Source organism: Modestobacter sp. SYSU DS0511 (genome assembly GCF_054050755.1).
Map to the genome: position 1 here is coordinate 94,012 of NZ_JBJGZY010000001.1, position 13,551 is coordinate 107,562.

General features: G+C 73.4%; 13 protein-coding genes. 6 read left to right on the plus strand and 7 right to left on the minus strand.

The annotated features are described in order from the left end of the window. Positions 1–22: 22 nt before the first annotated feature. Complete coding sequence (locus ACI783_RS00445; RefSeq protein ID WP_457138605.1) at positions 23–2,257, plus strand: PhoX family protein; 2,235 nt, start codon at positions 23–25, stop codon at positions 2,255–2,257. A gap of 61 nt (positions 2,258–2,318) precedes the next feature. Here the strand turns inward: ACI783_RS00445 and ACI783_RS00450 are convergent, their stop codons facing one another. The 3 genes from ACI783_RS00450 to ACI783_RS00460 are packed head-to-tail and all read right to left on the minus strand — an operon-like array spanning position 2,319 to position 4,563. Further along, complete coding sequence (locus tag ACI783_RS00450; protein ID WP_457138606.1) at positions 2,319–3,035, minus strand: DivIVA domain-containing protein; 717 nt, start codon at positions 3,033–3,035, stop codon at positions 2,319–2,321. Further along, positions 3,032–4,171, minus strand: coding sequence for a globin domain-containing protein (locus tag ACI783_RS00455; protein WP_457138607.1), 1,140 nt, complete (start codon positions 4,169–4,171; stop codon positions 3,032–3,034). The genes ACI783_RS00450 and ACI783_RS00455 overlap by 4 nt, the downstream gene beginning before the upstream one ends. A 23-nt stretch (positions 4,172–4,194) precedes the next feature. Beyond that, positions 4,195–4,563, minus strand: a complete 369-nt coding sequence (locus ACI783_RS00460; RefSeq protein ID WP_457138608.1) for a group I truncated hemoglobin — start codon at positions 4,561–4,563, stop codon at positions 4,195–4,197. A 254-nt stretch (positions 4,564–4,817) separates the two neighbouring features. Between ACI783_RS00460 and ACI783_RS00465 the strand changes: the two genes are divergently transcribed. Further along, entirely contained in the window at positions 4,818–5,957 is a 1,140-nt protein-coding gene (locus tag ACI783_RS00465) for a zinc-dependent alcohol dehydrogenase (protein ID WP_457138609.1), read from the plus strand. A 13-nt stretch (positions 5,958–5,970) separates the two neighbouring features. Beyond that, entirely contained in the window at positions 5,971–6,567 is a 597-nt protein-coding gene (locus ACI783_RS00470; RefSeq protein WP_457138610.1) for a hypothetical protein, read from the plus strand. 6 nt (positions 6,568–6,573) lie between these two features. Here ACI783_RS00470 and ACI783_RS00475 read toward each other — a convergent pair whose 3' ends face one another. Further along, complete coding sequence (locus tag ACI783_RS00475; protein WP_457138611.1) at positions 6,574–7,410, minus strand: helix-turn-helix domain-containing protein; 837 nt, start codon at positions 7,408–7,410, stop codon at positions 6,574–6,576. 37 nt (positions 7,411–7,447) lie between these two features. Between ACI783_RS00475 and ACI783_RS00480 the strand changes: the two genes are divergently transcribed. Beyond that, positions 7,448–8,056, plus strand: a complete 609-nt coding sequence (locus tag ACI783_RS00480) for a TIGR03086 family metal-binding protein (protein WP_457138612.1) — start codon at positions 7,448–7,450, stop codon at positions 8,054–8,056. A gap of 21 nt (positions 8,057–8,077) precedes the next feature. Here ACI783_RS00480 and ACI783_RS00485 read toward each other — a convergent pair whose 3' ends face one another. Both ACI783_RS00485 and ACI783_RS00490 read right to left on the minus strand, forming a co-directional pair. After that, entirely contained in the window at positions 8,078–8,545 is a 468-nt protein-coding gene (locus ACI783_RS00485) for a hypothetical protein (RefSeq protein ID WP_457138613.1), read from the minus strand. A gap of 12 nt (positions 8,546–8,557) precedes the next feature. Further along, the gene (locus ACI783_RS00490) at positions 8,558–9,781 is read right to left on the minus strand and encodes a PucR family transcriptional regulator (RefSeq protein WP_457138614.1); all 1,224 of its coding nucleotides are present in this window, start codon (positions 9,779–9,781) and stop codon (positions 8,558–8,560) included. A gap of 96 nt (positions 9,782–9,877) precedes the next feature. Here ACI783_RS00490 and ACI783_RS00495 point away from each other — a divergent pair, with 96 nt between their 5' ends. Both ACI783_RS00495 and ACI783_RS00500 read left to right on the plus strand, forming a co-directional pair. Then, the gene (locus ACI783_RS00495) at positions 9,878–10,981 is read left to right on the plus strand and encodes a ferredoxin reductase (protein ID WP_457138615.1); all 1,104 of its coding nucleotides are present in this window, start codon (positions 9,878–9,880) and stop codon (positions 10,979–10,981) included. Positions 10,982–11,015: 34 nt separating this feature from the next. Then, positions 11,016–12,233 carry a fatty acid desaturase family protein gene (locus ACI783_RS00500; RefSeq protein ID WP_457138616.1) on the plus strand — a complete coding sequence of 406 codons (1,218 nt, stop codon included), beginning with the start codon at positions 11,016–11,018 and terminating at the stop codon, positions 12,231–12,233. A 70-nt stretch (positions 12,234–12,303) separates the two neighbouring features. Here ACI783_RS00500 and ACI783_RS00505 read toward each other — a convergent pair whose 3' ends face one another. After that, a complete protein-coding gene (locus ACI783_RS00505) occupies positions 12,304–13,539 on the minus strand; it encodes an esterase-like activity of phytase family protein (RefSeq protein WP_457138617.1) in 1,236 nt (411 codons plus the stop codon). Positions 13,540–13,551 lie beyond the last annotated feature (12 nt).

The following is a 13,551-nucleotide window of genomic DNA, read 5'->3' on the forward strand; positions in this document are numbered from 1 at the left end:
CACGAGACCGGGGAGAGTCACCTTGACCGACATCCAACGGCCCCGCGGCCGCCGCCTGCTGCCCTTCCTCGACGAGGTCCGGCACGGCAGCCGCAGCCACGCCACCTGCCACTACAAGTGCGGGAACGCATGCGACGCGGCGGTGCCCAACCAGACGGACAACCCGACGTTCGCCGACGTCGTCCAGTCCGCGTTCAGCCGGCGCACCATGCTCAAGGGCGCGGGGGCCGGTGCCCTGCTGGTGGTCGCCGCCCCGCTGCAGCCCGCGCTGGCCGGCGACCGACGGATGCCCGGTGCCGGTGACCGGCAGCCGCCGGCCGACGCGTCGCTGACCTTCGAGCCGGTGGAGCAGAACCTGCTCGACGAGCTGGTCACCGCCGCCGGCTACGAGTACTCGGTGGTGCTGCGCTGGGGCGACCCGGTCGTGTGGGACGCCCCGGAGTTCGACGTCGACGCCCAGACGCCCGAGGCCCAGGCCAAGCAGTTCGGCTACAACTGCGACTACATCGGCTGGCTGCCCCTCGGCCGGGACGACCGCCGGGCGCTGCTCGTGGTCAACCACGAGTACACCAACGAGCAGCTCATGTTCGCCGGCGTCGCCGACGAGGCGGCGCCCACCACCGACGAGCAGAAGCGCATCGCGATGATGGCGCACGGCATCTCGGTGGTCGAGGTGGCCCGGGACGGCGACTCGGGCAACTGGCTGCCCGACCGGTGGGGCAAGCGCAACCGCCGCATCACGGCGATGACCCCGATCGAGCTGACCGGGCCGGTCGCCGGCTCGGAGTACGTGCGGACCACGGCGGACCCGGAAGGACGCACCGTCCTGGGGACGCTGAACAACTGCGCGGGTGGGGAGACCCCCTGGGGCACGACCCTGCACGGCGAGGAGAACTTCAACCAGTACTTCGGCACGACGGCGCCCATCGCGGAGGACCCACGGGAGCTCCAGCTGGGCCGCTACGGCGTCAGCGCCGAGGACGCCCCGGTGCGCGGCTGGGAGAAGATCGACCCGCGGTTCGACCTGGCGAAGGAGCCGAACGAGGTGCACCGCTTCGGCTGGGTGGTCGAGCTCGACCCCTACGACCCGACCTCGACCCCGAAGAAGCGCACGGCGATGGGGCGGTTCAAGCACGAGGGGGCCAACGTGCAGATCGCCGAGGACGGGCGCGTCGTCGCCTACTCCGGCGACGACGAGCGGTTCGACTACATCTACAAGTTCGTCTCGACGAAGCGCTACCGGCCCGGTCACGACCGCGCCGCGCGGGCGCACAACCTGACCCTGCTGGAGGAGGGCGACCTCTACGTCGCGCGCTTCACCGGCGACTCCCCGCCGGAGCAGATCGACGGCCTCGCCACGCTGCCGGCCGACGGCGAGTTCGACGGCACCGGCCAGTGGATCCCGCTGGTGAAGGACGGGCAGTCGATGATCCCGGGCAAGTCGGTGCCCTGGGTGCTCACCTTCACCCGGCTCGCCGCCGACCGGCTCGGCAAGCAGCTGGACGCCAACGGCGACTTCCCCGACCCGGCGGCCCCCGTCGTCGTCGACCCGGCGAAGGTGCCCACCCGGATGGACCGGCCCGAGGACATCCAGGTCAACCCGGTCAACGGCCGGGTCTACGCCGCGCTCACCAACAACTCCCGGCGGGAGGAGGCCGACGAGGCCAACCCGGTGGCCCGGTCCTTCGCCTTCGACCTCGAGGACGGGACCTACGAGGAGCGCGCCGGCAACCGCAACGGTCACGTGCTGGAGTGGCTGGAGACCGACGGGATCGCCGGGGACGACTTCTACTGGCGGGTGTTCATCGTGGCCGGTGACCCGGAGACCCCGGGCACCTGGTTCGCCGGCTACGACAAGTCGGCGGTCAGCGCGATCTCGTGCCCGGACAACGTCGAGTTCGACCCTGCCGGGAACCTGTGGATCTCCACCGACGGCAACGTGCTGTCCACGCGGAACCGCGAGGCCGGCACCTTCGCCGGGACGAACGACGGGCTGTTCGCGGTGCCGACGGCGGGGCCGGAGCGCGGGCACCTCAAGGCGTTCCTCACCGTCCCGCTCGGCGCGGAGTGCAGCGGCCCGCAGATCCCGGCGGACGGGCGGTCGGTGTTCGTGTCGGTGCAGCACCCGGGTGAGACCACCGGCTCGACCCGGGACAGCCCGTCCAGCACCTGGCCGGACCGGCTGCCCGAGCGGGGTTACCCGCGTCCGAGCGTGGCGGTGGTCTACCGGACCGACGGCGGCCGGGTCGGCAGCTGAGCGCTGGCACGTGATCGCACGACCCGGGGTGGCCTGACCGCAGGCCACCCCGGGTCCGCGATCAGCCCTCGCGCTCGCCCGGGGCCACGCCGGCCGCGTTGGCCACGAACGTCGCCGGCTGGGCGTCGGCCCGCTGGCCCGGGGCCGGCCGGGGCACCGGCGGCAGACCCGCCGGGTGGGCGGCGCCCCACTCCTTCTCCACGTCGGCCAGCAGCGCCTCCAGGTAGGCGCGCAGCTGGGTGCGGGTCGCCTGCCCGAACGCGCGCAGGTAGGCGATCTGCTCCTGCAGCTGCTCGGTCTCCGGCTGGCCGGCGGACGGGCGGGGAGCGTCGCCGACGACCCGGGTGGCGGCCTCCTGCGCGGCCTGGATGATCGCGCCCGCCTTGTCCCGTGCCTGGCCGAGGTGCTCCTCGTACTGGGCGCGTGCTTCGGCGGTCATCTGCCGGCTGAACTCCTCCGCCTCGGCGACGTAGGCGTCGGCGGTCCGCTGCGCGGTCGCCAGGATGCCGACGGCCTGGTCGCTGGGGGAGGGCCGGGCGGCGGCCTCGTTCAGCTGTGCCTCGAGGTGGGCCAGCTGGGCGCGCAGCTGGTCGTTCTCGCCGCTGAGCCGGGCGACCTCCTCGGCGACCACGTCGACGAAGCCGTCGACCTCCGCCTCGGTGTACCCCGGGTGCAGCAGGGAGCCGTGCGAGAACCGTGCGCTGCGCACGTCGTCCGGGGTGAGCCGGTGGTCGGGGCCGCCGGTCGGGGACCCGGGAGCCTGCTCACTGGTGGTCATTCGGTCACCTTCCCATCGAGGGTCGGGCTCTGTCGGCTGGCGGCGAACACCTCGGTGCGGATCCGGCTCATCGCCAGACCCGCGGCGTGCAGCCGGGTCACGGTGTCCTCGACCATGGCCGGGTTGCCCGCCACGTAGGCATCCCGCCCGGTCCACGGTCCGTGCCGGAGGACGACGTCGGCGACGTCTCCGTGCTCCACCGTCGAGGTCTTGTCATGCGAGACGGCCTCGGTCACCGTCAGCCAGGGGTTCTCCTGGGTCAGCCGGTGCAGGTCCGCGCGGTCGTAGAGGTCGTCCTCGGTGCGGGCCCCGACGAACAGGTCGACCCGCCGGGCCGGGCCGGTGCGGGCCACCTGGTCGACGATCGCCTTCAGCGGCGCCAGCCCGGTACCCCCGGCCACCAGCAGCAGGTCACGGTCGGAGTCGGTGTCCAGGGTCAGCTGCCCGACCGGCGGGCCCAGTCGCACCACCTCGCCGACGCGGGCCAGCCGCACGAGCGCGGTGCTCAGCGGGCCGCCGTCGCGGGCCTTGACGTGCAGCTCCAGGGAGCCGTCCGGCCGCGGCGCGTTGGCGGGGGAGTACCAGCGCCAGAGCCGGGGGCGCAGGTCGGACTCCACGGAGACCGCCTGCCCGGGGAGGTGGTCCAGGCGCTGGCGCGGGGCCAGGGTCAGCACGGCGACGTCGATGGTGCGCCGCTCGTGCGCCACCACCTCGGCCTCCCACCACGGCGGCTGGTCGTCGGCGTCGTCGGCGGCCTCCAGCATCACTTGCGCGATCAGCTGGTAGGCCGCCGTCCAGTCGGCGGTGAGGGCGTCGTCCCACTCGTCGTCGAAGTGCTCCAGTGTGGCCAGCAGGCTCGCGCCGACCGCGGGGTAGTGCGCGGCGACGGCGCCGAACTTGCGGTGGTCACGGCCCAGCTGCTGCAGGATCGGCACCAGCGAGTCCAGGTCGTCGACCCGCGCCACCACCTCACCCAGGGCGGCGAAGAGCCGGTCGCGCTGGTGCGCCATGGAGACCGGGAACATCTCCCGGGTCTCGGGGTGGGTCAGGAACAGGTGGGAGTAGAACCACAGCGGCACCTCGTCGCCGTGCGCGGCGGCCTTGGCGAAGCTGGCCCGCATCGCGGGGATGTCCACAGGCGTCTCCTCGGAGCGCCGGCTCAGCCGGCCGGCGCGGGCTCGGTGACGATCTCGTCGCGGTGCGCGCCCAGCGCCGCTCCGACCTGGCCGATGTCCTCGCCGGCCACCCCGAGGTCGGTGAGCGTGTCGACGAGGTGGCCGACCACCCGGTCGAAGGCGTCGGCGGTGATGCCCAGGCCGTCGTGGCCGGCGGCGAGCTCCCGGCCGGAGTACTCGACCGGCCCGCCGGTGACCTGCACCAGCAGCGCGGTCTGGTGACGGCGCAGCTGGGGCATGTCGACGCCCTCGAAGTACCCGGCGAGATCCGGGTCGGCCACCACCCGCCGGTAGAAGTCGTCGACGGCGGTGCGGATGCCGACGTCCTGGCCCAGCCGCTCGTAGAGCGTCATGACAGTTCCCCGTCCTCCCCCGTGAACGGACACACCGGACGCCGACCCCCGGGCCGGCGCCGCCCGCGCCGGTGACCGGCGGTGGCCGGCCCGGCACGGACCTCCCTCACTCTGGTGCCGTGGGCGGTGCGCTGCCACTCGGGCCGCGCGGCCGGTGGCGCGGGAGTGCCACGGAGGGTTGGCGGGCCCCGGAAGTGGACAGTCCCCAGGCCACGCACCAGTGGCGCGCGAGCTCAGGAGGACCGATGCGGGCGATGACCTATCGAGGGCCCTACAAGCTGCGGGTCGAGGAGAAGGAGATGCCCCGCATCGAGCACCCCAACGACGCAATCGTCCGGGTGACGCTGGCCGCGATCTGCGGTTCGGACCTGCACCTCTACCACGGGCTGATGCCGGACACCCGGATCGGGCACACCTTCGGCCACGAGTTCATCGGCGTGGTCGAGCAGGTCGGCTCCTCGGTCGAGAACCTGGCCGTCGGCGACCGGGTGATGGTGCCGTTCAACATCTTCTGCGGCTCCTGCTGGTACTGCGCCCGCGGGCTGTACTCCAACTGCCACAACGTGAACCCCAACGCCACCGCGGTCGGGGGCATCTACGGCTACTCGCACACCACCGGCGGCTACGACGGCGGGCAGGCCGAGTACGTGCGGGTGCCCTTCGCCGACGTCGGACCGGTGCGCATCCCGGAGTGGATGCACGACGAGGACGCCGTGCTGCTGACCGACGCCGCCGCCACGGGGTACTTCGGCGCCCAGCTCGGTGAGATCACCGAGGGGGACACGGTGGTGGTCCTGGGCGCCGGGCCGGTCGGGCTGATCGCCGCGCAGTCGTCCTGGTTGATGGGTGCCGGCCGGGTCATCGTCGTCGACCACCTCCCCGAGCGGCTGGCCAAGGCCCGGGAGATGGCCTACGCCGAAACCCTCGACTACGACCAGGTCGACGACGTCGTGGTCGAGCTGAAGCGGCAGACCGACTTCCTCGGCGCCGACGTCGTCATCGACGCGGTCGGCGCGGAGGCCGACGGGAACCTCGCCCAGCAGCTGACCGGGCCCAAGCTCAAGCTGCAGGGCGGGTCGCCGACGGCGTTGAACTGGGCGATCGACTCCGCGCGCAAGGGCGGCACCATCTCGGTGGTGGGTGCCTACGGCCCGGTCCCCAACGCGGTGAAGTTCGGCGATGCGATGAACAAGGGCCTCACCCTGCGGATGAACCAGACGCCGGTGAAGCGGCAGTGGCCCCGGATGTTCGAGCACGTGCGCAACGGTCACCTGACCCCGCGGCAGATGGTCACCCACCGCTTCCCGCTGGAGGAGATCCCCGAGGCCTACCACGTCTTCTCGGCCAAGCTCGACGGCTGCATCAAGCCGCTGATCGTGCCGAACGCGAACTGAGGGAGCGACCACGATGACCGAGCGCAGCCCCGAGCCCGCCGATGTCCCCAGCCCCTACGTCCGCGACAAGCGCACCCCACCGCCGAGCCGGGAGGAGCTGCGCGCACGCATCCCGGGCTGGGGCGTCGACCTCGACCCGGCCGACCGGCCCTCGTCGCCGAAGCTGCAGTACCCGGCCGACACCGGCGCCCACTGGGACTTCCCGGACCGGCAGCCGGGCGGCGAGGCGCGGGAGCGGTCGATCGAGCACGCCTTCGTGACCCCGGTGTTCGGCACCGCGCAGCCGCTGCACGGCGTGTCCGGGGCGATCCGCGGGCTGGCCTACGAGCGGTTCGGCGAGGGTCGGCTGGCGCACTGGCTGCTGCTCATCGCCGGGGACCGGGTCGACGCCTGGGGCAGCCACCTGCGGTCGTTCGCCTCCGCACGCCCCGACGTGCCGGCGACCGGCGTCCGTGCGGAGGCCACGCACGGTGGCCTGCGGTCCCGGTCGGGCCGCTCCGACAAGCGCCACCAGCTGCTCGACCCGGTGCTCGTGGCGGGGCCCTGGGTCGCCGGCGCCGCGGGGGCGGTCCTCGGCGTCCGGAAGGTCACCCGGGCGCTGCGCGGCTGACCACGCTCAGGCCCGGTGGCCGGCGGCGAACCGGCCGGGGGTGGTGCCGGTGACCCGGGAGAAGTCGCGCACGAAGTGCGCCTGGTCGGCGTAGCCGAGCACCGCGGCCGTCTCGGCCAGCGTCGTCCCGCCGGCGCGCAGCCGTTCGGCGGCCTCCTGCAGCCGGCGACGCTGGATCAGCCACTTGGGGGTCAGGCCGAGGCGGCGGTGGACCAGCCGTTGCAGGGCCCGCTCGGACAGCCCGAACTCCGCGTGCACCTGGGCCACCCGGAGCACGTCGGAGCGCTCCTCGACGAAGGCGACCACCCGGTCGACCAGCTCGCCCTCGGCGTCCACCGGCAGACGGGGGCGCACCGTGTCGGTGAACGCGGCCATCGCGGTCGCGTGGGCGCGTCCGGCGTGCGGGTCCGCGGCCATCGCCGTCCGGACCCGGTCGACCAGCGCGACACCTCCCGGACCGAGGACGTCGGGCAGGTCGACGTACCGGTCGGTGAACTCGGCCATCGACGTGCCGGTGAGCAGCGTGCCGGCGGCGGGCGTGCACATCACGCCGACCGCCCAGCCGTCGCCGGCCAGCGTGGTGGTCGACAGCCCGGTGGTGACCCCGTAGAACCGGGCGTACCCGTCGGCGACGACCAGCAGGGACACCGGGTACTGCAGCACCCGCTGCACCGCCTCCCGGCCCGGCGGCACCGACCAGACCGGGATCCAGAACCGGCGCAGCAGCCCACGCACGACCGGGTCCGGCTCGTACCGGTACATGGCGTGCGAGGCGTCGCCGGGCTCCCTGAGGTGCGCCCGTTCGACCAGGTCCAGCCGCGTCGGTCCGCTGTCGGCTTTCATCAAGACGCAGCCTGCCGCACCCGGCCAGGCTGCGGCCATGGACACCACCGCGCCGAACCCCACCGCCCCGAACCCGACCGCCCCGGACCCGACCGCCCCGAACCCCACCGCCACAGCCCACGCGGCCGCTGCGGCATCGCTGTCCGCCCTGCTCGCCGACGTCCCCGCGGAGGCGTGGGCCAGCCCCTCGCCGTGCGCGGGGTGGACGGCGAGGGACGTCGTCGCGCACCTGGTGGACACGCAACGCGAGCTCTTCGCCGGCCACGGGCTGGACGTCGGCCCGGTGCCGGACCTGGCCGGGGACCCGGCCGGCGCCTGGGCCGCCCACACGTGGCGGGTGGCCGAGCTGGTCGCCGACGACGAGGTGGTCGGCCGCGGGTACGACGGCTTCTTCGGGCCCACCACGATCGGCGCGACCTTCGAGCAGTTCTACGTGTGGGACATGGTGGTGCACCGCTGGGACGTCGCCCGGGCCACCGGCCTGGACGCCGCGCTCACCGAGGCGGAGCTGGACCGCATCGAGCAGGGCGCGGACGGATTCGGCGAGGCGCTGTACCTGGACGGCATCTGCGCCCCCGCCGTCGAGCCGCCGCCGGGCGCGGACCGGACGACCCGGGTGCTGGCCCGCCTGGGCCGAGCCGCGTGACCCGGCCTCCGGGCAGGCGCATCAGAGCAGGGACACGACCCGGTCAGCGACGTCGTCGAGCGGCCCGAGGTGCAGCACCGTGGTGGTCTCCGCCAGCCCGGCCGCCGGCCAGCCGACGGTGAGGGTCAGCCGGCCGTCGCGTGGCAGGGCGCCTGCCCAGTAGGACCCTTCCGAGCGGAACGAGTCGATGCTGCCGCTGGAGGTCGGCCCGACCGGATCGGCGGGCCCGGTCACGCCGTCGACGGTGAGGGTGACCAGCAGGCCGGACCACGACTGCGGCTCCCCCTTGCGGCGGGGGAAGGTGCGCCGTCCGGCGGCCTCGGCCTGTACGCCCGTCGCTCGGACCACGATCGGCAGGTGCAGGCCGCCGGGGTGGGCGAACACGCACCGGAGCCCCGCGGCGATGCCGGGGGAGCGGGCCAGCAGGACCGGGCCGTGGACCACGGCGCCGAGGGCATCGGGAGCGGGGGTGGCGGGCCAGCGGTGCACCTGCCCACTCTGTCAGCCGGCGGGGTCCTGCGGCGCGCAGCCGAGCGCCAGCGTCAGCTGCAGCACCGTCGCCGGGTCGTCCAGCCGGTCGCCGAACAGCTGGCGCAGCTGGCCCATCCGGTAGCGGACGGTTTGCGGGTGCACGAACAGCTGGGCGGCGATCCGCTCCCGGCGGCCGTGGTGGAGCAGCCAGGAGCGCAGCGTCGCCTCGAGCTTCTCCCGGGTCGCCGGGGTGACCTGGTCCAGCGGGGCGAGGACGGCGGCGCGCAGGTCAGCGAGCGCCTCCTCGTCGGCGCGCAGCACCAGCTCGACCAGGCGCGCCTCGGTGTCCAGGGGTGCCTTCCCCCGTGGCGGCGGCCCCAGGCGCAGCGCACGCAGCACCCGCCGGTGGGACGCCGCGACGTCGTGCCAGGGCCGAGCTGGGCCGACGGCGGCCTCGTGCCCCTCCAGCAGGCGGAGCAGGCCCGGGCGGGCCCGGCCTCCGGCGTCGGGCACCAGCAGGACGGCGCGCTCCTCCTCACCCCCGGGGCCGGCCGCCTCCTCGGTGACCTGCAGCGTGCGGCCGTCCAGCAGCGCGAGGGCACCGCGGGCCCGGGGCTCGGGCAGCACGACGGCGGTGAGGGTCCGCGGCGGTGACCAGTCGGCCCGCTCGGCGGCCGCGGTCAGGTCGTGCAGCGGACGGCCGGCCAGGAGCACCGCACCGAGCCGCTCCAGGTGGTGCTGGCGCACCCGCCCGCTGGTGGCCAGCTCGTCGGCGTGGCCGGCCACGCTGGCGGCCGAGAGCTGGTCGATGTAGGCGAACACCAGCTCGGCGAAGCGCGCCAGCGAGGCGACGTCGAGGCCGGCGGCCACCGCGGTCTCGCTCATGTGCCGCCAGGAGACCCGGGCACCCACCCGGTAGGCCGACAGCAGCGCGTCCATCGACCGGCCGCTGCGTGCCTCTCCCCGGCCCAGGGCGTAGGCCCCGGCCAACGCCGGCGCGATCGGCCGGCTGGGGTCGACGCCGCCGCCGTCGTTGGCCAGCTCGAGGAACCCGCCCAGGGCGACCTGGACCGCCCGCTGGATCGCCTGGCCCATCTCCCCGGCGAACGCCCCGGCGTAGCTGGGCACCTCCACCACGATGCTGGCCACGGTGCGCTCGGCGACCGACGGCAGCTCGGCACGCATCGCCGCGGCGACGGCCGGTGGGAAGGTCATCGGGTCTGCGATCGGCGGGGCCGGTGGGTCAGCGGTCATTCCCGGGGCTCCTTTGTTCTGGGCGAACAGAAGCTACCGTTCGATTCACGTCCGATTGACAGGTGATTGATCGCGAGGCTGGGAAAGACTCAGTTCATGACAGCCACCGTCCCGCGCCCGGGCACCGCCCGTCCGGTCCTGACGACGCTGCGTGACCGCGCGCTCAAGCTGGCCGAGCTGGTCACGACGCCGCTGCTGCCCAGCGACTACCTCGACCTCGTCGACCCGCTGCGCTCCGGCGCCGCGCTGCGCGGCCGCATCGAGGCGGTGCACCGCGAGACCCGGGACGCCGCGACCCTGGTGATCCGCCCCGGCCGGGACTGGCTGCCGCACACCCCCGGCCAGTACGTCCGGCTCGGCGTCGACGTCGAGGGCGTGCGGCTGTGGCGGGCCTACTCCATCACCTCGGTGCTCGGCCGGGCCGACGGTTGCTTCACCGTGACGGTCAAGGCGATCCCGGACGGCAAGGTCAGCAACCACCTGGTGCACCGCACCGAGCCCGGCACGATCGTCCAGCTCGACCAGGCCACCGGTGACTTCGTGCTCCCGGCGGAGCGGCCGGCCAAGGCGCTGTTCGTCACCGCCGGCTCGGGGATCACGCCGGTGATGGGCATCCTGCGCAACCACGTCGACGAGCACGAAGACGTCGTCCTGGTGCACTCCGCGCCCACTGCCGACGACGTCATCTTCGGCCGGGAACTGCGGGAGCTGGCGGCTGCCGGCCGGATCCGGCTGGTCGAGCGCCACACCGCGACCGACGGGCTGCTCGACGCCCCGGCCCTGGCCGACCTCGTGCCCGACCTGGCCGAGCGGTCGACCTGGGCGTGCGGGCCGATCGGGCTGCTCGAGGCGCTGGAGGAGCACTGGGCCACCGAGGGGATCGCCGACCGGCTCTACACCGAGCGCTTCCGCCCCCGCGTGCTGGTCACCGGTGAGGGCGGCACCGTCTCCTTCGCGAAGTCCGGCCGGGACATCGAGGTCGACGGCTCGACCCCGATCCTCGACGCCGCGGAGGAGGCCGGCCTGCTCATGCCGAGCGGCTGCCGGATGGGCATCTGCTACGGCTGCGTCCTGCCGCTGCGCGAGGGCGCCGTCCGCGATCTGCGCAACGGCGAGCTAACCGTCGCCGCCCCCGGCGACGGCGTGCTCGTCCAGACCTGCATCAGCGCCGCCGCCGGCGCCTGCGACATCGACCACTGACCCACCCGACCGAGCACTCCGGAGGAGCCACCTCGTGACCGTCCTGCAGAAGAAGCCCGACAACCCCGTCGCCCACCTGACCCCCGAGGACATCGAGGCGATCGGGCGTGAGCTCGATGCCATTCGTCAGGGCGTGATGGACAGCCGCGGCGAGTCCGACGCCGCCTACATCCGCCGGGTGATCGACGTCCAGCGCAAGCTCGAGCTGGGCAGCCGGGCGGTGCTGCTGTTCTCCAAGTTCCCGCCGGCCTGGGTGCTCGGCACCGTCGGCCTGTCGGTGGCCAAGATCCTGGAGAACATGGAGATCGGGCACAACATCCTGCACGGGCAGTGGGACTGGATGCGCGACCCGAAGATCCACTCCACGACGTGGGAGTGGGACATGGCCAGCCCGGCCGAGCAGTGGAAGCACTCGCACAACGAGTTGCACCACACGTACACGAACGTCATCGGCAAGGACAACGACCTCGGCTACGGCATCATGCGCGTCGACGAGGACCAGCGCTGGGTGCCGATGTACCTGCTCCAGCCGGTGTGGAACTTCGTCAACGCCTGCTTCTTCGAGTACGGCATCGCCGCCTACGACCTGGAGCTGGGCAAGAACCTGGCCACCAAGGAGCGGCGGGCCGACCCCGGCTTCCGCGCCCGCGGCAAGCAGGTGCTGAAGAAGATCGGCAAGCAGATGACCAAGGACTACGTCGTCCACCCGGCGCTGTCCGGGCCGTCGTTCCTGCCCACCCTGGCGGCCAACTTCACCGCCAACGTGGTGCGCAATCTGTGGTCGCACTCGGTGATCATGTGCGGGCACTTCCCGGAGGGCGTGGAGACCTTCGAGAAGAAGTCCATCGACGGGGAGACCCGCGGTGAGTGGTACCTGCGCCAGATGCTCGGCTCGGCCAACATCTCCGGCAGCAAGGCCATGCACATCATGACCGGCAACCTCTCCCACCAGGTCGAGCACCACCTGTTCCCCGACCTGCCGAGCAACCGGTACGCCGAGATCGCCCCGCAGATCCGCGATCTGTTCGCCCGCTACGGCCTGCGGTACCACACCGCGTCGCTGCCGCGTCAGGTCGCGTCGGCCTGGCACAAGGTGCTCCGGCTGTCGCTGCCCAACGGTTGGCTGGCCGAGACCACCCCGGCGAACGCCCCGGCCCAGGTGGCCAAGCTCTACAAGATGACCACCGGGGGCCCGAAGATCCGCCGGCAGCTCCAGGGCGCCGCCTGGAACCAGGGCAGCCAGGCCGCCTGATCACGGTCACCGCACACGACGGGGCCCGCCAGGTCGACGACCTGGCGGGCCCCGCGGCGTCCGGTGGTGGTCAGCGGCGGCCGCGGGCGTTGATCGCGGTCAGCGCCGGGTCGACCTGCAGGTCCTCGTCCACCTGGATCACCACGTACTCGTTGTCGTCGGGCACGCCGGCGGTGCGCCCGGCCGAGCCCGGGTAGTTGTTGTCGTTGCCGACGACGATGCGGTGGTCGTCCAGGACGGCGATCTGCTCGATGGTGACGAACGGGAACGTGAAGTAGCCGCCCGCGGTGCCGCCGACGCCCTGCGGGTCCGGGATGGCCATCAGGTTGGCGATCAGCCGCTTGTCGGCGTAGCCGTCCCGGTCGATGTCCCGGGTGTCGACCAGGTAGACGGCCTTGAGCTGGGCGGTCGGCCCCTGGCCGCCGTCCCGCTCCAGGATGAGGAAGCGGTTCTGGTCCAGCGCCACCATGTCGCCCAGGGCGTTGCCCGGGACCTCGAACTTCACCTTCGCCTTGAGCCCGGTGTAGCGACCGGTGGTGGTGTCGAAGCGGTAGATGCGGCGGGTGGCCGGGTCGTCACCGGCGACCGCGCCCTCCAGCATCGGGTAGAGCGTGTGGCCGTCGACGCCCAGCGCCATCCCCTCGAAGCCCCTGCTCGACGCGAGCGTCGGGGTGGCGCCGTCCAGGTTCCAGGCCTCGGGGGAGCGGACGCCCTCGGGCTGGACCGGTGCGGACAGCACCCGGCCCTTCGCGTCGACGTGCACCAGGCTGGGGCCGAACTCCTCGCCGATCCAGAAGGTGCCGTCGGGCATCCGCTGGAACGACTCGGGGTCCAGGTCGGCGCCGGTGAGCCGACGGTCGCTGCGGGTCAGCGGGAACGGCAGCTTGCGGTCGGGGTCGGACAGGCTGAAGCCACCGTCGAGCACCGTCGTGCGCTGGGTGGCGGTGTCGATCCGCAGCTTGACCACGCGCAGCAGGAAGTCGCCGCTGTTGGCCTTGGTGCCGTACCCGTTGTCCTCGAGCACCAGCCAGTCGTCGCCGTCCCGCAGCAGTCCGGAGAAGCCCTGGATCGGCTGGGCCGGGAACGGCGGGGTGACGCCGTTGGCCGGGCTGGCCAGGGCGCCGGAGGGGACCTGCTCGCCGAACGTGGCCGACGGCAGGACGGAGCGTCCGACGAGCTGGGCCTGCTGGGTTCCGTTGCCCTGCGGCACGGTGGGGGCGGTGCCGGCGACGGCCGGGACCGCGACGGCGGTGAGCAGACCTGCGGCGGTGAGGGTCAAGGCGGCACGGCGGGACGGACGGCGCACGGGGCATCTCCC